The sequence below is a fragment of the Pantoea sp. At-9b genome (genome assembly GCF_000175935.2).
In the GTDB taxonomy this organism is placed as follows: Bacteria; Pseudomonadota; Gammaproteobacteria; order Enterobacterales; family Enterobacteriaceae; genus Pantoea.
Window position 1 is genome coordinate 157,816 of the sequence record NC_014838.1, and the last position, 17,030, is coordinate 174,845.

A 17,030-nucleotide genomic window follows, 5' to 3' on the forward strand; every position below is an offset into this window, starting at 1 on the left:
GTACCCGTTTAATGGTTAGGAGATGCTATGCCTCACTGAAGACAAAAACAAGGGTAAACCGATGCAATCATCGCAACTTCAACGGGCAGGATTGGTGGTCCTGCTGTCCGGGCAACTGCTGCCTATGATCGATTTTTCAATTGTTAACGTCGCGCTCGACGCGATGGCGCATAGCCTGCGCGCCACGCCGATTGAGCTGGCGTTAATCGTCGCGGTTTACGGTATCGCCTTCGCCATCTGTCTGGCGATGGGGGGCCGACTGGGGGATAACTATGGTCGCCGCCGGGTATTTCTGGCGGGCGTGTGGACATTTGGCCTGGCCTCGCTGTTATGCGGCATTGCCAGTCATGTCGGCATGCTGATGTTCGCCCGCGCACTACAAGGGGTAGGTGCTGCATTTATCGTGCCACAAATCCTCGCCACACTACACGTAACGCTGAAAGGCAGGGCGCATGCGCGCGCTATTGGCCTGTATGGCGGTATCGGCGGGCTGGCGTTTATTGTTGGTCAGGTACTGGGCGGTTTTCTGATCAAAGCGGATATCGGCGGTTACGGCTGGCGTAGCGTATTCCTGATTAACCTGCCGATCTGCCTGTTTGTGCTGTTGACCGCGCGCCGCTTTGTGCCGGAAACCCACAATAGCCAGCGCGTAGCGATTGATGTCAGCGGGACATTACTGCTGGCTGGTGCGGTAGGTTGTCTGATGTTGGCGCTGGCGTTGGGGCCGGTGTTGCACTGGTCGTGGCCGTGCATCTTATTGCTGGCGCTGTTCCCGCTCTTTCTGCATCGCCTGCGTCAAAGCTCATTGCGGCTGGAGGCCTCACAAGGGGCACCGCTGTTGCCGCCGTCACTGTTGCGTCTGCCAGGGGTACGATTTGGTTTAAGCATGGCGGTGCTGTTCTTCTCCTGCTGGAGCGGCTTTATGTTTGCGGTAGCGCTGACGCTACAATCCGGCTTGGGGTTGAGTGCCTTTGAGTCGGGTAATGCGTTTATTGCGCTTGGTGTTGCCTATTTTATTGGCTCGATGCAAAGCACCCGGATGGTGGAACGCTTTGGTAAGCGCGTCACGCTGTTGACCGGCTGCGCTATTCAGATGCTGGGGTTGTTGCTGCTGATCGCCACGCTGCAATTTGCCTGGCCGCAGGTGGGCATTGTCACCCTGATCCCGTCGACGGTACTGATCGGTTTTGGTCAGTCGTTTATTGTCAGCACCTTCTATCGCATTGGCATGACCGGTGTGCCACATCATCAGGCGGGCGCAGGCAGCGCGATGCTGTCAACCGTGCAGCAGTCAGCGCTCGGTTTGGGGCCAATGTTGTTGGGCGGTGTATTTACGCAAATCTGGTCACATGGCACGCATCTGACGGCGATTACCGGCACGCTGATTGTCGAATGGATGTTAATGGCGGTGCTGGTGGTGTTAACCAGTCTGAGTCGTCGCTCGTTTCAACCGGTCGCAACTGAATGCTAATTGTTTCTGGGGCGTAATTCTTGTGAGGTCATTTCAGCAGTAGATTTTCAGCTTATTGTAAAATAACCGAAAATACGCCTGCCGCACTGAATTTACCTTTGGCTAAGCGGTCTTTTTTCCGGAACATAACGCCACTACCAATGGGCTGAACCCTGTGTTCAGCCCGTTTTTTGTGGTGCGGGAATCAAGGCAATCGCCACAGGCACAGGAATAGCGGCAGGCTCATAGCAGATGAAAAAGATGTTAACCGGGTTACTCTTTATGGTGACCACCACTGCCTTCGGTGCAGATGATTTCACCCTCAGGGATATTCATTTTGATGGATTACAGCGTGTCGCACCGGGTGCGGCGATGCTGAGTATGCCAGTGCGTGTCGGTGATCGTGTTAACGATGACGATATCAAAAATACCATTCGTGCCCTGTTTGCCACCGGCAACTTTGAAGATGTGCAGGTGCTACGTGATGGCGATACGCTGTTGATTAAAGTGAGGGAACGTCCGTCGATTGCCAGCATCTCGTTCTCCGGCAACAAAGCCATCAAAGAAGATCAACTGAAACAAAATCTGGAAGCGTCCGGCGTCAGTGTCGGTAATGCGCTGGACCGCACCACACTTTCTTCGATTGAAAAAGGGCTGGAAGATTTTTACTACAGCGTGGGTAAATATACCGCCAGCGTCAAAGCAGTGGTTACCCCGTTGCCACGTAACCGTGTCGACCTGAAATTTATCTTTACCGAAGGCGTCTCGGCAAAAATCCAGCAGATCAATATTGTTGGCAACCACGCTTTTTCTGATGATGAACTGATCACGCAATTCCAATTACGTGACAGCGTGCCGTGGTGGAATTTCATCGCCGATCAAAAATACCAGAAACAGAAACTGGCTGGCGACCTGGAAACGCTGCGCAGTTATTATCTCGACCGTGGCTATGCCCGCTTTAATATCGACTCGACCCAGGTCAGCCTGACGCCGGACCGTAAAGGTATTTACATCACCGTCAATATTCACGAAGGCGATGTGTATCATGTCAGCGGCGTGGAGGTGAATGGTAATTTAGCCGGTCACTCGGCGGAGATCGAAAAACTGGCGCAGATCCCGCAAGGCGGTCTGTATAGCGGTGCGAAGATTACCCAGAATGAAAATGCGATCAAAGATCTGTTAGGTCGCTATGGTTATGCCTTCCCGCAGGTCAGCACCCAGCCGGAAATTAACGATGCGGATAAGACGGTGAAACTGCATGTCAATGTTGATGCTGGCAACCGTTTCTATGTGCGGAAGGTGCGTTTTGAAGGCAACGATACCTCGAAGGACTCGGTGTTGCGCCGCGAAATGCGCCAAATGGAAGGGGCATGGCTGGCGAATAACCTGGTCGATAAGGGTAAAGAGCGTCTGAACCGTACCGGTTATTTTGAAAGCGTGGATGTCGACACCCAGCGTGTGCCTGGCAGCCCGGATCAGGTCGATGTGGTCTACAAAGTGAAAGAACGTAACACCGGTTCCTTCAACATCGGCGTGGGTTACGGCACTGACAGCGGGGTCAGTTTCCAGCTTGGCGTGAGCCAGGATAACTGGATGGGCACCGGTAATACCGTTGGTTTTAGCGGCACCAAAAACGATTATCAGACCTATGTCGAAATCTCTGCCACCAATCCGTACTTCACGGTGGATGGTGTCAGTCTCGGCGGCAAGTTGTTCTACAACGACTATAAAGCGGATGATGACGATCTGTCTGAATATACGCTGAAAAGTTTAGGCGCGGGCACCACCTTAAGTTTCCCGATCAGCGAAAACAACAGCATCAATACCGGGTTTGATTACGTATACAACCGTGTCAGCAATATGGCACCGCAGGTGGCGATGTGGCGTTATCTGGATTCAGTGGGCGTGCATCCCAAAGTGATCGAAACCGATGACGATGATGACGATGATTACGCCACCAGTTCCAACACCTTCAGCGCCAATGACGTGTTCTGGAATGTGGGCTGGGGTTATAACTCACTGGACCGTGGTTTCTTCCCGACCTCGGGTGTGACGGCAGGGTTTAACACCAAAGTCACCGTTCCGGGATCAACCAACAGCTATTACAAAAGCACGCTCAGTGCCAACGCTTATCTCCCGCTCAGCAGCGATCACCGCTGGGTGCTGATGGGACGTACCAAAGCAGGTTATGCCGATGGTCTGGGTGGTAAAGAAGTGCCGTTCTACGATAACTTCTACGCCGGTGGTTCCAGTTCGGTGCGTGGTTTCTCCTCGAACACCATTGGTCCGAAAGCGGCGTATTACAGCTGTACCGGCAGTGAAAGCAGCTACAGTAATTGTGCCGTAACCAAATCCGATGATGCGGTGGGCGGTAACGCTATGGCGGTCGCCAGTGCCGAGCTGATTGTGCCGACGCCGTTTGTCAGCGAACGTTATGAAAGTTCACTGCGCACGTCGGTGTTTGTTGATGCCGGTACGGTATGGGATACCAAGTGGGAAAATACCGCCGCGACGCGCGCTGCCGGTATTCCTGATTACGGTGACCCGAACAATATCCGTGTTTCCAGCGGTCTGGCGCTGCAATGGCAGTCGCCACTGGGACCATTGGTGTTCTCTTATGCGGTGCCAATCAAGAAATATGAAGGCGATAAGTCTGAACAGTTCCAGTTTAATATTGGTAAAACGTGGTAACTGTCGTCAGTCTGTTAAATAGTGAAAAGGCTTTTACAGTTTCTTTAAACAGAGAAGACAGACGAAAGCGGATTAAAAGGTAAAATAGTAAATCGTGCAATGCTTAGGGAAAGAGGGTTCGCGAAAACATCGTTGTTATGCGTTTTTAATTAACTGAATTTTATTTCGCCACCCTCATTTTGAGGGTGGCTTTTTTATTTTCAGTGCCCGGACTCGGTTAAGCGATAACCGGTCTCGGCATCAAACAGATGTATTTTCTCGCTATTAAAACCGAGCATCAATTCATCACCGCTGTTGGCGGCATGGCGTCCGGCGATCTGCATATGCAACGCATGGCCGTGCCAGTCGAGATGCAGCAGGGTGGATTCGCCGGTAATTTCCACGACATTCACCCGCGCTGCTGCGCCATTGCTCACTTCACGCAGATCGTGCGGACGTAAGCCGATGGTGATCCGCTCCCCGTCGCGTGCGTGCGCCACGGCATGCCAGCGTGCCGGTAAGGGTTGCCATAGATCCTGGCACTGCACGCCAGGAACGCCATCATGCGTGATCAACTGCGCAGGCAACAAATTCATCGGTGGTGAGCCGATAAAACGGGCCACAAAGGTGTTGGCGGGGCGATCGTAAATCTCCAACGGCGCACCTTGCTGCACGATGTGCCCGGCCTGCATCACCACAATCTGATCTGCCAGCGTCATCGCCTCGACCTGATCGTGCGTGACGTACACCATGGTGGTTTTGAAGCGCTGATGTAGCGATTTAATCTCTGCGCGTAACTCCATGCGTAACTGCGCATCAAGGTTGGAGAGCGGTTCATCAAACAGGAACACCTGCGGATTGCGCACCATCGCGCGGCCCATGGCCACACGTTGCCGTTGCCCGCCGGAGAGCGCCCGTGGATAGCGTTGCAGCAGCTGGTCGATGCCGAGAATAGCGGCGATGCGCTGAATTTTGCTCTGCTGCTCCTCGCGTTTGACCTTTTTCACCTGCATGTGAAACGCCAGGTTTTCGGCGACCGTCAGATGCGGGTAAAGCGCATAGCTTTGAAACACCATCGCGATATCACGGTCAGCCGGGTCGCGATCATTGATTTGTACCTGATCCATCAGGATGGCACCTTCGGTCAGGCTTTCCAGCCCGGCCAGCAAGCGTAGCAGTGTGGATTTCCCACAGCCGGACGGCCCGACCAGCACGGTAAAGCTGCCATCGGGAATGGTCAGATCGAGCGGATGCAGCACCGACTGTTTGCCGTAGCGTTTGGCGACTTTGATCAGTTCAACACTGGCCATGGTTATTGTTCCTTTGCCGAAAGTTGGAGTTGTTGCCAGTTAGGGTAGCGACGTGGTGCGGTGCTGATCGCCAGTGCGGCTACCGCAATACCCCATTGCAGCGCCTGGGCGGCGCTCTGTTGATGTAGCAGGGCGGTGAGAAACCCGGCGTTAAAGCTATCACCTGCGCCGATGGTATCGACCACCGTTACCGGTCGGGCCGGTTGACTAAACTGTTGATCGCGTTGCCAGCAACGCGCACCCTGTTCCCCGCATTTCACGACGCAACCGCCGTGGCCGCTTAATTGCTGCGCCAACTGTGCCGCGCTAGTGGCAAGATCTTCCTGTGCCGCCAGACCGAGGGTTTCGACTTCGTTAAGCAACAACCAGTCGCACAGCGGCAACCAGCGGGCAATCTCTTGCCGGACTTGCTCTGTCCAGTTCTGCGGCGGCCAGCCGGTATCGACGGCGATCAGATAACCGCGCTGGCGCAGCTCGGTGAGTAACGCCGGGTAGTCGTGATACAGATGCAGGCAGAGAAAGGTGCCGCACAGCAAGACAATATCGCCGCAGGTCGCCTGTTCTGGCAGTTGATCCAGCACCTGCTGCGCGGTGAGCTGCACGATATGGCCGTAGTTACTGATAAACGAGCGCTCGTGATCGGAGTGGGTAACACCCACCGTCAGCGAGGTTTCGCACTGACTGCGCGGCCAGTGGGCGGCGCTGTGGGGAAAATGGCTGGCCAGCCACTGACTGAGGCCATCATCGCCCTGATTGGCGATGGCGCGATGGCGTACCTGCATTGCTTCCAGTGCCAGCGCACAATTGCCTGCCGAGCCGCCGGGCCGTAACTCGCTGTGTTTGACCATCACCTCAGTGCCACGTTGTGGCCACTGATCAAGCGTGCCCATAATTAAATCGACATTGATATTGCCCACCACGTAAAGGGTGGCGGTGGTTGTGTTGATCATCCCTTACTCCCCCCGCTGGCAAGGCCGCTTACCAGGGTTTTTTGTAGCCAGATAGCAATAAACAGGGGTGGCACTGAAGCCAGAATCCCGACCGCCGCAATCAAACCGTCATCCGTGGCGCGTCCGGCGGTGAAACCGGCAATGGTTACCGGTAGGGTTTGCGCAGCGATATTGCTGGTGAACAGCAGGGCATAGAAAAATTCATCCCACGCCAGCAGCCAGCCAAACAGCGCCGCAGCGCCCAGTACCGGTTTTGCCAGCGGGAGAGTGATACGCAGCAGTACCTGCCACACGCGTAAACCATCCAGACGCGCGGCCTGCTCGATGTCCTGGGGCAGGGTGTCGAACTGGTTTTTCAGCATCCAGGTGAGGAAGGGCAAAATCAGCGAACAATAAACGATGATCAAGCCGGGCCGGGTGTTGAGCAGATCAAACTGCTGCAACAGAAAGTAAAGCGGCAGCACAAACGCCACCGGTGGCACCATATAGATGGCGAGTGAGGCAAACAACCAGCCGTCGCGCCCGCGATAGCGCGAGAAGCTGAACGCGGCCGGAATCGCCAATAACAGGCAAATCACGGTAGCGCCAGTGGCAACGATCAGGCTGTTGCCCAACGCATGCAGAAACAACGTGCCGGGCTGCCCGGGTGCCAGCGACAGCAGTCGGCCATAACGGGTGAAATCCCACTGGCGCGGTAGCCACTCCAGCGGGATGCGCGTCAGATCGCTGGTGGCGCTGACGCTCATCAAAAACAGCCAACCCATCGGTGCCAGTACCGATACGGCGACCAGCAGCGCGGCGAAGTATTTCGCCACCGTGCGTATTTTAGCCTTCATCGGCACTCCCGCGACGGCGCTGCCGCCACAATAACAACATGTAAAGGGTGATCAACACGGCGCACAGCAGGGTCATCAGCATGGCGTAAGCGGCACCGCTGCCAGCTCGCAGATAGCTGAATGACTCCTGATAGACGTAAAAACTGAGGGTTTTGGTGCTATCGACCGGACCACCCCGCGTCATGACGTAAATGATGTCGAAGATCTTGAACGCATCGATGGTTCGCAGCACCAGGGCGACGCTGAGCGGACCGACAATCGCCGGAAAGGTAATGGCGCGAAAACGTCGCCATGCCGATGCGCCATCCAGCCGTGCCGCTTCATAGAGATCGTCAGGAATGGATTGCAGCGCTGCCAGCACCAGTAACGTTACCAGCGGATAGTTTTTCCAGATATCCGCCAGCATTACCGCGTTGAGGGCGGAATCGGGGGAACCCAGCCAGCTGCGGTAGCCATCAATGATCCCCAACTGGGTCAACAAGGCGTTAATGCTGCCGTAGTCCGGGTTGAAGTTGAGTCGCCACATCATCGCGTTGACGATGGTGGGTAGCGCCCACGGCAGAATCACCAGTACGCGCAGGATATTACGCCCGACAAATTTCTGGTTCAGCAACAGCGCGACCAGCACGCCAATCACCCCTTCGATCGCCACCGACACCACGGTGAAGTACAGGGTGCGCCATAGCGAAGTCTGAAAATCCGCATCGGTTATGGCATACAGGTAGTTTTCCAGCCCAACCCAGCCGGGGGCTTCACCGCTGCCAATCAAGGCGGCATCAGTGAAGCTCAGCCAGATGGTGCGCAGCAGAGGCCAGGCGGTGAGCAACAGCATCACCAGTAACATGGGTGCCAGTAGCACCCATGCCTGCCGCTGTTCGCGTTGACGCAAACTCAGCATACTGACCCCTTAATGCAAACGTGCCGCGCTTTTATCCACCGTCTGCATCGCAGCTTCCGGTGTCACACTGCCAAGCAGCACCTGTTGCAGTTGCTGTTGCAGGGTATTCGAGAGGCGCGAATAGTCGGCGGTTTCCGGGCGTGACAGCATCACGTTGAGTGATTTATCCGCCGCCGCGATCAGGCTCTCCTGGTTTTTCAGTACCGCAGGATCCTGATACGAGCTTTTCCAGATTGGCAGGCTCAGCGTGGCGTATTTATTCTGCACCGGCTGTGACGTCATATAGCTGATGTACTGCCATGCCTGTTCCGGATGGCTGCTGCCTTTGGCGATGCCTAAGCCCATTGAACCGTTGACCGCACCCACTTTACCCGGTGCATCGCCCGGTGCCGGCATGATGCCGACCTGACCAGCAACTTTGCTCTGTTTCGGATCGTTCGCCATGTTGTACATATAGGTCCAGTTCAGGGCGAATGCGGCATCGCCGTTGGAGAAGGATTTACGCACATCTTCTTCCAGGTATTCACGCGAAGCCGGATTGCTCAAACCTTCATCCAGTGAGCTTTTCATCAACTTCACCGCCTGCAATGACGCCGGGCTGGAGAAATCGAGTTTGCCATTCTGGTAGAACTTGCCGCCAAAGCCAGAAACCAGTGTGGTGTAGTCACACACCAGCGCTTCCGCTTGTGACCAGCTCCAGACCAACGGATATTTCACGATGTTTTTTTGTTTAATGGTGCGTGCGTCATCCATCACCTGTTGCCAGGTTTCAGGTAGGGTGGTGATACCGGCTTTTTCCAGCATCGCTTTGTTGTAGTACAGATATTTGGTGTCGAGGATCCACGGCATCCCCAGCGTTTTCCCCTTGAACACCACGGTATTCATCGCGCCGGGGAAGATCTGTGATTTTTCTTCCGGGGTGATACGGCTGCTCACGTCCTGCAACAGGTCAAAACGGGTGAATTCCGCAGGCCAGATGGCATCGAACAACACCACATCGTAGCCATTACCACCGGCACCGCGTGCGGCGACGATTTTATCGTGCAGCGCTTCGTAAGGAACAAACTCCAGATTGATCTGTACGTCCGGGTGCGCTTTTTCAAATTCCTGCGTCATGGCGCGGATATCGTTTTCGCTATACGCGGCCTGGGTCATAAACAACGCATTAAGCGTGGTGGCCGCTGAGGCGCTTCCCGCGCTCGCTAACAGCAGGGCTGCAAAACATCCTTTCAGCGTGGGGGTGAATCGGGTTTTCATGGTTTTCTCCGCCTTAATGCAAAAAGAGGGTGTTTAATTAAATCAATTTGATTGATTTAATAACGCGCACAGGTTGTCAGATTGCTGCGGCTGACATCGATTAGCTTAAGCAAGTGACGTGCCAGGGCATACATCTCGCTTGCCACTGCGCTTAACTCTGCACAGATTTTTGCGTCTGTCAGGTGAACAGCGTGGAAAATGTGTAGCCGATCATAGATATTGATGCGATTGCGTCGGGAGCTAAGGGAGCACGATGAAAACCTCGGGAACTAATCTGGAACACGCGCGTGCGCATAATCGCCGTGTCATCATCGAAGCCATTCGCCTGCATGGTGAATTGACGCGGGCAGAACTGGCACGGTTGACGGCGTTAACGCCGCAAACGGTATCCAATATCGTGGCGGAACTGGAAGAAGCGGAGCTACTCGCCAGCCGCCAACCGCGCAAGCAGGGACGGGGACAACCGGCGATTCCGGTGACGTTAAACCCCGCCAGCGCCTGGTCGATCGGTATCCACCTTGATCATCAAACGCTGTTAATTGTGCTGGTGGATTTGACCGGTGAAATCCATTTTCGTCGCCTTATTCTGGTGCAAAAGCCCCAACCCGATGCCACTTTAGCGCGCATCGCCGAGGTACTGGCAGAGATCAAAACGCAACTTGGCGCGCGCTGGAATAAGGTGCTGGGGATTGGCGTGGTGATGCCCGGACCTTTCGGGGTAGAGGGGATCTCTTCGGTCGGTCCGACCACCCTGAACGGTTGGGAAAACGTCAATATCGAAACCGAACTGGCCGCGATGAGCGGTTTACCGGTGACGCTGGAAAACGATGCGACGGTGGCGGCGATTGGTGAACGTTTCCATGGTGTGGCGCGTCAGCTTAACTCCTTTATTTATCTCTATATCGGCACCGGGCTGGGAGCGGGTATCTTTACCGACGGCCATATTTATACCGGCCATGCGCACAATGCCGGTGAGGTGGGGCATATTGTTATCGATCCGCAGGGGCGTGAGTGTTACTGCGGCAACAAGGGTTGTCTGGAGCGCTATGTTTCGTTGCAGGCCGCTTATGAATTTTGTGGACTGGACCCGATGAGTGCGCTGCCGGACGATTTGCTCGAAGTGGACCCGGCATTGTTTGATCGCTGGATCGACAGCGTGCTGGCACCACTGCGCCAGGCGATCAATATGCTGGAGTGCGTTTTTGATGCCGAAAGTGTGATTATCGGCGGCATGATGCCTGCCACGCTGCTGGATAAAATCGTCCAGCGTTTGCCACCGCTGTACCAGTCCGTGCGTGGGCGCTATCTCACCGGTTCACGCCTGAAAACCGGGATGACCGGCAGCGATACCGCCGCGCTGGGGGCCGCGGCACTGCCGATCTTTGATGAATTCAATCCACAGTTTCAGGTACTGATGAAGTGAGGATTAAAAGATCTCGGCAAACAACGCGAACATGCGGTTGAACGCACGCTCTGCAACCTGCGGGTGATACTGGGACACACCGGGGTTATTGGCGTCAGGATCGGTGAAGGAGTGCGCTGCGCCAGCGTAGCTCACCAGCTGCCAGTCGATCTGACGGGCGGTCATCTCGCGAACGAATTCGTTTAACTGCTCACGTGGCGCCAGCGGATCGGCTGCGCCGTCCAGTACCAGCACGCTGCCTTTGATTGTATCCAGCGCATAGTGACCTTTGGTATCCAGCGAGCCGTGGAACGACACGGCGGCTTTAATCTCAGCACCGCTGCGCGCCAGTTCCAGTGCGCAATGACCACCGAAACAGAAACCAACAGCAGCCAATTGGTCTGGTGCTACCGGGGCCTGCTGCTGTGCCAGCAACGCGGCCAGCGCCGCCTGCATGCGCGCCACTTCTGCTGGCGTATCTTTAACCGCCATCATCATGCTGCCCGCTTCCTCACCGGAGGTCGGTCGCTGGCCGGCACCGTACAGGTCCGCGACCAGCACCACAAATCCCTGTGCGGCGATTTTTCCCGCGACCTCTTCGGCCATACGGGTGACGCCCATCCAGTTGGGGGCCAACACGATGCCAGGACGGGGGCTGCTGACATCACTTTGATAAACCAGAGAACCGGTTAAGTGGGTGCCGTTTGCCTGATAAGAGAGGGGAGAAGTGGTGATGGCTGCCATAAATAAATCCCTGATAAATAAGTAGGTTAAGAGCGAATACGGTGCAGGGAATTGGCAGGCAATGCAATGATTTCAGCGCGTGACAGCAAGAAATGTTAACGGCGTCGCTGCGCTGAGGCTTGGGCCGTCGCGTCACGGTTTCGCGCGGCTTATCGTCGCCATTCTTGCCGCGTGAGCGAATAAAGCAGGCTGGGAGGCGCACCTGCAACATCGTCGATATCCCTCGCATATTGCAGTCCGATTTTTTGCAGCACCTTTTGTGAGGCCAGATGGTCTCCTCTTACCACGGCACAAATCTCGCTCAGTTTAATCACTTCAAAGCCATGCCTGACGGCGTATGCCGCAAATTCGGTTGCCAGCCCTTTACCCCATGCTGTTGTAGCAAAGCGATATCCGAGATTATTGATCGAGATATCGGCGTAGCGCAGAATACTCAGTCCGCCAAAGCCAATGATGGCGTCAGGATGGTCGCAAAGCGAGATCGCCCAATTGCCAAACCCGTGGTTTTCCCAATGATCAATCCAGCGGCTCAGCACCGTTTTGGCATGGTGAATGTCCGGATAGGGGCCTGCCGGGTTGAAAAGGTTGGTGGCGGGGTCACCATAAATGTTGAACAGGTCGGCCGCATCGGATGCGATAACGGGCCGCAGACACAGGCGCTGTGTTTCAAGACGCAAATTTACCTCCTGATGGTTGGTCGTGTTTAACGTGCTGCACGTAAATCCTTTATGACATTCGCCCTGTTTTGAGCGCGTTAACCCAATCCGGGCGATGATGCGCCATGGCAACGCGGGCTGCCTCGTCCCAGTTATAGCTGACCTTGCGGAACTCCACGCGCCATTTGTTGTTGTTCTTTTGCACAATGGCATAGCGGGCATGTGGTGAGCCGCTTTCCATGTGATGAAAAAAGGGATGATCGTCCTCATAAGCCTGTAATCCGACACTGCCCGGATTCACGATCAGGCATTCTGCACTCAGTGCAAAACTGCGGGGAATATGGGTATGGCCGCAAAGGATAAGCGAAGCGTTCTGATCCCCCACATATGCCTGCACTCTGGCGTGAGGAGATGCCCTGACGCCGGATGTTGTCACCTCTTCTAAAAGATAAATCCTGTCGTCACCGGGCACGCCATGAACCATCAGGATTTCATCATCAAGCATAAGCTCAGCAGGCAAACTGCGTAGCCAATCCCGGTGTTCCGGTCTCAGGTGCCTGTCAGCATGGCTGTCCGACAACCCCATCTTGTCGGGAGGGGTTTCAAGTAATTGCCGCTCATGGTTGCCTTTTATCGTGGGAAAATTGAGTGGTAACAGCCTTTCCGCTGTTTCTGCCGGGCAAAGTGCGCCGGAAACGATATCACCAAGATTGACAATCAAGTCGACACCCTGAGTGTTGATATCCTGCAACACGGCATCAAGAGCAAACACGTTCCCATGGATGTCCGCTATCGCGGCTAACTTCATCAGCTCACTCCTGATTTCATGAATAAGATGCTTAGATAACCGACTAATAAGCCAAATTTTATAACCGCAGTCAAAAAATGGTTGTCCGTTTTTCGGTTGTGAGGGGATCCTGGGATGCTCTAGATTCGCCCTGTACTTATTACAGGAGAGAGTTATGCACTTCACTGCGCTTCACCATCAAAAGAAACCGTTACTTATCGCTAATGTCTGGGACGCTGCCAGTGCAATCACGGCACATCAGGCGGGCTATCAGGCTCTTGGTACGTCCAGCGCCGCGATTGCCGCGATGTTAGGTTATGAAGACGGGCAGGCAATGTCTTTTGATGAATTGCTCTATATCGTCACCCGTATTAAAGCCGTCAGTAACCTGCCATTAACTGTTGATGTTGAGGCGGGATTTGGTGGCACAGCCGATGAAATAGCGCAGCATCTTACACGGCTCGCCCAGCTTGGCGTGGTAGGGATAAACCTCGAGGACAGCAACGTTATTAACGGGATCAGGCAACTTGAGGACGCGACCGTCTTTAGTCGCAGATTAGCCGATATTCGCCATGCGTTGAGCACCGAGAGGGTTCAACTCTTTCTCAATATCCGTACCGATACCTGGTTGCTTAACCATGCGCATGCGTTGCAGGAAACGTTGTCGCGCGCGCGACTTTATGCCGCTGCGGGCGCTGACGGGCTGTTCGTTCCCTGTCTGACGGCAGAAAAGGCTATCGAGACCTTGGTCAAAGAGATTACTCTGCCATTAAACGTCATGTGCATGCCTGGTCTTCCTGATTTCGCGTGGCTGGAAAAAACAGGTGTAAGTCGCATTTCTATGGGAAACTTCGTTCATTCAGCCATGCAAGCCAGGCTCAAGGATTTGATGATGATTATCCAGACACAACAGGGATTTGCAGGAATTTTCGTTGATGAAAGTTCTCGATGATGAGCAGTGTAATGTCTGGTATCAGGCATTACTTGCGCGTGCGCCGGAGTATACCGGTGTGTTTTATGTCGGTGTCAAAACCACAGGGATATTTTGTCTTGCGGTGTGCCGCGCACGAAAACCGAAACGTGAAAATGTCGAGTTTTACAGTGACATGCAATCGGCGCTGGCGGCCGGATTTCGTCCCTGTAAAGTGTGTCGACCCACTGAAAATGCGCACAGCGCGCCCTTATTAATCGAACAGGCACTTGAGTTGCTGCGCACCCATCCGAAAATGCGCATCAGCGATGCAGAGTTGCGTCAGCACGACATCAGCCCCGAGCGGGTGCGGCGCTGGTTTCTCCAGCATCACGGTATTACCTTCCAGGCATTTCAACGGATGCAGCGCGTGAATATCGCCCTACAGGAACTGAAAGGGGGGCGAGGGGCCACCGAGGTGGCGTTTGATAATGGCTATGAATCATTAAGCGGTTTTGGCTATACCTATAAACGGCTTACGGGCGTTGCACCTACTGAACAGAGCCAGGTGATTATCATTCACCGTTTCACTACGCCACTGGGTCCCATGTTGGTCTGTGCCACGGAGCGAGGCGTGTGCCTGCTGGAATTTATTGATCGTCCAATGCTGGAGACGGCATTGCGGGATCTCCAGCGCATGCTTCAAGCACGTATTATTGCAGGGGAAAATTGTCATACCCGACAAGCGGAAAAAGAGATCGGTGAGTATTTTGGCGGCACGCGTCAACAGTTTGATCTGATGCTTGATGCGCCAGGCGGTGATTTTCAACGTTCCGTTTGGCAGGGGCTTTGTGCCGTTCCCTATGGGCAAACATCTCATCATCAAGCGCTGGCAGTGCAGATTGGCAAACCTGATGCGGTACGTGCGGTCGCCGCAGCAAAAAGGGCTAACCGTATAGCCATCGTCATTCCATGTCATCGCATTATCGGTAAAGAGGGGACGATGACTGCCTACGGCGGCGGGCTGGCGCGCAAAAAATGGCTGATTGAACATGAGCGTAAACCGCGCTAAATAGACGGCTGTCCGACGATAAATCCGGTAATCACGTAATAAGGAGTTTCTATGCAGGTATCAGCACGTAATCAACTGATTGGCACGGTCAGCGCCGTTACCACTGGCGCGGTCAATGACGAAGTCGAATTGACACTCGCGGGTGGCGTCAAACTGGTGGCGATTGTCACCCACAGCAGCAAAGAAGCTTTAGGTCTGGCCGTGGGTAAAGAGGCCATCGCGCTCATTAAAGCGCCATGGGTCACCCTTGCCACGGAAGAGTGTGGTCTGAAGTTCTCCGCCCGTAACCAGTATGCCGGGAGCGTCACCCGCGTTACTGAAGGTGCCGTTAACGCGACAGTGCATATTGCCACTGACGCCGGGTTTGAAATCATTGCCGTCGTCACCAACGAAAGCCAGGAAGAGATGGAGCTGAATCAGGGCAGCCGCGTGTTGGCGCTTATCAAGGCATCCGCCATTCTGATTGCAACCCGTGCCTGACGCGCCAGGTCATCAGCGCTCTGCCGCAACTTGCGTTCATCAACATTAGCATGACGATGAACGCAAGTTGCTATCAACAGCCTTACCGGGCGTGATATCAGGGACCTATACCTATCGTCCTGCCAATCGTTACTGCCGCAGCGAACAGGCTAAGCGCGATAATACTGATGCAGGTGCCGCAGGTAATGAGCTTAGCAGAACGACCTGTGCCCAGATAATGTGTCTCCAGAACGATGATATTGGCTGCCGGAGGAAGGAGGCAAAACAGATAAAGTGTCGCAGGGTTTTCTGCTATCAGCCGGAAGTCGCAAGTTCTGGCGAGCATCAAAAGCAGCGAGATCAGGATAAACATCACACCCGATTTTATCAGATACGGGCGGATTTCCTGACGGAGATCCTGCCATGTCAGCGCAATTTTGGACAGCCATATTCCAAGTACCGCCATGCCGAGAAAACTCATCAGAAATTTTGCGACATCATAAAGACCTGAAAACCACAGAGTGATTTGCTGGTTGAAGGGAATGAGCACCGCCCCGAAGATCAGCGCCAGCACCGGCGGAGTCTGAACCAATTTAACCAGATTGAAACGATGCCCTGAAAGCATCCCCGCACCAACAGAGTTGCCTACAATTGAACTGCCGACATAGGCGGCAATGATGATGGTGGCGGCTTCATTGCCAAACATGGCAGTAGCCACAGGCAGCCCAAGCCAGCCAATATTAAGGTAACTGAAGCACAGGCTTTTAATGGGATCACGAATAATGTAGCGCGACGCCATCAGCATAAGCAGCATACAGATGGCGGTGGCAATAATGATGGTACTCATACTGCTAAAGCGCGTCGATATGTTAAAAATGATAACGATTGGAATGGTTACACGCGTTAATAGCCATGACGCCGCCGTTTTGACATCCCAGGCCGTTTTTCCCATCAGCCAGCCAGCAAAAAGATAAATCAGCGGAACAAAAATCGTCACAATGCTTCCTTAACCGCGTTTTCGTGAAACTCAACGGTCCATCTGTACATGATCAACCCTTCCCTTTAATCATTTGATGGGCTTATATAACCGTATGAAAGCAGAAAGGTAAAGAAAACTCATTAAATGTAAATTAAACTCGAGACTTACACTGTGTGGTAACGTAATTAAAAGGACATAGGGAATGACTGGCTCAGTAGAAGAGATAAGCCTTGAGGTCTGCGAACACTTCGATGCAGAAAAGTTGTTGCCTATTGAAGAGGGACTTAATCAATTCAATGATTTAATGACGGGAATGAGCGATCGTAAGCCACTGTCAGTATTCATAAAATCAACACAAACCGGAGAAGTGCTTGGCGGGATGCAAGGACGTTCCTCACTGGGCCTGCTGTTTATCGATCTCTTCTACCTTCCCCCCGAGTTGCGAAAAATGGGCCTCGGAACAGACATCCTTCGTCGTTTCGAAGAGGAAGGACGCAAAAGGGGCTGTACTGCGGCATTTTTGTATACCATCAGCTTTCAAGCCCCTGATTTTTACAAAAAGCACGGCTGGGAAGAGTTTGGGCGTATCGACTGTAAGCCGGAAGGCACCAGCCGAATTTTCATGAAGAAATCATTATAAAAGCCAGTTT

The 17,030-nt window shown here is 53.9% G+C and carries 16 protein-coding genes; 7 read left to right on the forward strand and 9 right to left on the reverse strand.

What is annotated here, in order from left to right; genetic code table 11:
- Positions 1-61: 61 nt before the first annotated feature.
- Positions 62-1,471, forward strand: a complete 1,410-nt coding sequence (locus tag PAT9B_RS20945) for an MFS transporter (protein ID WP_013511272.1) — start codon at positions 62-64, stop codon at positions 1,469-1,471.
- A gap of 231 nt (positions 1,472-1,702) precedes the next feature.
- The gene (gene bamA, locus PAT9B_RS20950; protein ID WP_013511273.1) at positions 1,703-4,141 is read left to right on the forward strand and encodes an outer membrane protein assembly factor BamA; all 2,439 of its coding nucleotides are present in this window, start codon (positions 1,703-1,705) and stop codon (positions 4,139-4,141) included.
- A 200-nt stretch (positions 4,142-4,341) separates the two neighbouring features.
- Here bamA and PAT9B_RS20955 read toward each other — a convergent pair whose 3' ends face one another.
- From PAT9B_RS20955 to PAT9B_RS20975, 5 genes are read right to left on the reverse strand one after another with little or no spacing between them, the layout of a single operon-like run.
- On the reverse strand, positions 4,342-5,430 hold the full coding sequence (locus PAT9B_RS20955; protein WP_013511274.1) for an ABC transporter ATP-binding protein: 1,089 nt from the start codon (positions 5,428-5,430) through the stop codon (positions 4,342-4,344).
- A gap of 2 nt (positions 5,431-5,432) precedes the next feature.
- Complete coding sequence (locus PAT9B_RS20960) at positions 5,433-6,380, reverse strand: carbohydrate kinase family protein (RefSeq protein WP_013511275.1); 948 nt, start codon at positions 6,378-6,380, stop codon at positions 5,433-5,435.
- Entirely contained in the window at positions 6,377-7,216 is an 840-nt protein-coding gene (locus tag PAT9B_RS20965) for a carbohydrate ABC transporter permease (RefSeq protein ID WP_013511276.1), read from the reverse strand. Before PAT9B_RS20965 ends, PAT9B_RS20960 begins: the two co-directional genes overlap by 4 nt.
- Entirely contained in the window at positions 7,206-8,114 is a 909-nt protein-coding gene (locus PAT9B_RS20970; RefSeq protein ID WP_013511277.1) for a carbohydrate ABC transporter permease, read from the reverse strand. Before PAT9B_RS20970 ends, PAT9B_RS20965 begins: the two co-directional genes overlap by 11 nt.
- A gap of 9 nt (positions 8,115-8,123) precedes the next feature.
- Positions 8,124-9,371 (reverse strand): extracellular solute-binding protein, encoded by a 1,248-nt coding sequence (locus PAT9B_RS20975; protein ID WP_013511278.1) that lies wholly within the window; start codon positions 9,369-9,371, stop codon positions 8,124-8,126.
- 253 nt (positions 9,372-9,624) lie between these two features.
- On the opposite strand from PAT9B_RS20975, the gene PAT9B_RS20980 reads away from it, so the two are divergent.
- Positions 9,625-10,794 carry an ROK family protein gene (locus PAT9B_RS20980; RefSeq protein ID WP_013511279.1) on the forward strand — a complete coding sequence of 390 codons (1,170 nt, stop codon included), beginning with the start codon at positions 9,625-9,627 and terminating at the stop codon, positions 10,792-10,794.
- Between the two features lie 3 nt (positions 10,795-10,797).
- Here the strand turns inward: PAT9B_RS20980 and PAT9B_RS20985 are convergent, their stop codons facing one another.
- The 3 genes from PAT9B_RS20985 to PAT9B_RS20995 all read right to left on the reverse strand — a co-directional run bounded on the left by PAT9B_RS20985 (position 10,798) and on the right by PAT9B_RS20995 (position 12,981).
- Positions 10,798-11,517 carry a dienelactone hydrolase family protein gene (locus tag PAT9B_RS20985; RefSeq protein ID WP_013511280.1) on the reverse strand — a complete coding sequence of 240 codons (720 nt, stop codon included), beginning with the start codon at positions 11,515-11,517 and terminating at the stop codon, positions 10,798-10,800.
- Between the two features lie 149 nt (positions 11,518-11,666).
- Entirely contained in the window at positions 11,667-12,194 is a 528-nt protein-coding gene (locus PAT9B_RS20990; protein ID WP_013511281.1) for a GNAT family N-acetyltransferase, read from the reverse strand.
- 49 nt (positions 12,195-12,243) lie between these two features.
- A complete protein-coding gene (locus PAT9B_RS20995) occupies positions 12,244-12,981 on the reverse strand; it encodes a metallophosphoesterase (protein WP_013511282.1) in 738 nt (245 codons plus the stop codon).
- Positions 12,982-13,135: 154 nt separating this feature from the next.
- On the opposite strand from PAT9B_RS20995, the gene PAT9B_RS21000 reads away from it, so the two are divergent.
- The 3 genes from PAT9B_RS21000 to PAT9B_RS21010 are packed head-to-tail and all read left to right on the forward strand — an operon-like array spanning position 13,136 to position 15,422.
- On the forward strand, positions 13,136-13,912 hold the full coding sequence (locus tag PAT9B_RS21000; protein ID WP_013511283.1) for an isocitrate lyase/phosphoenolpyruvate mutase family protein: 777 nt from the start codon (positions 13,136-13,138) through the stop codon (positions 13,910-13,912).
- A complete protein-coding gene (locus PAT9B_RS21005) occupies positions 13,896-14,942 on the forward strand; it encodes a bifunctional transcriptional activator/DNA repair enzyme AdaA (RefSeq protein ID WP_013511284.1) in 1,047 nt (348 codons plus the stop codon). Before PAT9B_RS21000 ends, PAT9B_RS21005 begins: the two co-directional genes overlap by 17 nt.
- 51 nt (positions 14,943-14,993) lie before the next feature.
- A complete protein-coding gene (locus PAT9B_RS21010; RefSeq protein WP_013511285.1) occupies positions 14,994-15,422 on the forward strand; it encodes a molybdopterin-binding protein in 429 nt (142 codons plus the stop codon).
- Positions 15,423-15,519: 97 nt separating this feature from the next.
- On the opposite strand, the gene PAT9B_RS21015 is transcribed toward PAT9B_RS21010, so the two are convergent.
- Positions 15,520-16,398 (reverse strand): AEC family transporter, encoded by an 879-nt coding sequence (locus tag PAT9B_RS21015; RefSeq protein WP_013511286.1) that lies wholly within the window; start codon positions 16,396-16,398, stop codon positions 15,520-15,522.
- Between the two features lie 184 nt (positions 16,399-16,582).
- Between PAT9B_RS21015 and PAT9B_RS21020 the strand changes: the two genes are divergently transcribed.
- Positions 16,583-17,020 carry an N-acetyltransferase gene (locus PAT9B_RS21020; RefSeq protein ID WP_013511287.1) on the forward strand — a complete coding sequence of 146 codons (438 nt, stop codon included), beginning with the start codon at positions 16,583-16,585 and terminating at the stop codon, positions 17,018-17,020.
- Positions 17,021-17,030 lie beyond the last annotated feature (10 nt).

What these genes read in the sequence shown, in the direction of transcription:
- PAT9B_RS20970 (WP_013511277.1), bottom strand. Translation starts at nt 8,114, where the DNA reads ATGCTGAGTTTGCGTCAACGCGAACAGCGGCAGGCATGGGTGCTACTG.
- PAT9B_RS21010 (WP_013511285.1), top strand. Translation starts at nt 14,994, where the DNA reads ATGCAGGTATCAGCACGTAATCAACTGATTGGCACGGTCAGCGCCGTT.
- PAT9B_RS20995 (WP_013511282.1), bottom strand. Translation starts at nt 12,981, where the DNA reads ATGAAGTTAGCCGCGATAGCGGACATCCATGGGAACGTGTTTGCTCTT.
- PAT9B_RS21020 (WP_013511287.1), top strand. Translation starts at nt 16,583, where the DNA reads ATGACTGGCTCAGTAGAAGAGATAAGCCTTGAGGTCTGCGAACACTTC.
- PAT9B_RS21000 (WP_013511283.1), top strand. Translation starts at nt 13,136, where the DNA reads ATGCACTTCACTGCGCTTCACCATCAAAAGAAACCGTTACTTATCGCT.
- PAT9B_RS20985 (WP_013511280.1), bottom strand. Translation starts at nt 11,517, where the DNA reads ATGGCAGCCATCACCACTTCTCCCCTCTCTTATCAGGCAAACGGCACC.
- PAT9B_RS20965 (WP_013511276.1), bottom strand. Translation starts at nt 7,216, where the DNA reads ATGAAGGCTAAAATACGCACGGTGGCGAAATACTTCGCCGCGCTGCTG.
- PAT9B_RS20975 (WP_013511278.1), bottom strand. Translation starts at nt 9,371, where the DNA reads ATGAAAACCCGATTCACCCCCACGCTGAAAGGATGTTTTGCAGCCCTG.
- PAT9B_RS20960 (WP_013511275.1), bottom strand. Translation starts at nt 6,380, where the DNA reads ATGATCAACACAACCACCGCCACCCTTTACGTGGTGGGCAATATCAAT.
- PAT9B_RS20955 (WP_013511274.1), bottom strand. Translation starts at nt 5,430, where the DNA reads ATGGCCAGTGTTGAACTGATCAAAGTCGCCAAACGCTACGGCAAACAG.
- PAT9B_RS20945 (WP_013511272.1), top strand. Translation starts at nt 62, where the DNA reads ATGCAATCATCGCAACTTCAACGGGCAGGATTGGTGGTCCTGCTGTCC.
- PAT9B_RS20980 (WP_013511279.1), top strand. Translation starts at nt 9,625, where the DNA reads ATGAAAACCTCGGGAACTAATCTGGAACACGCGCGTGCGCATAATCGC.
- PAT9B_RS21005 (WP_013511284.1), top strand. Translation starts at nt 13,896, where the DNA reads ATGAAAGTTCTCGATGATGAGCAGTGTAATGTCTGGTATCAGGCATTA.
- bamA (WP_013511273.1), top strand. Translation starts at nt 1,703, where the DNA reads ATGAAAAAGATGTTAACCGGGTTACTCTTTATGGTGACCACCACTGCC.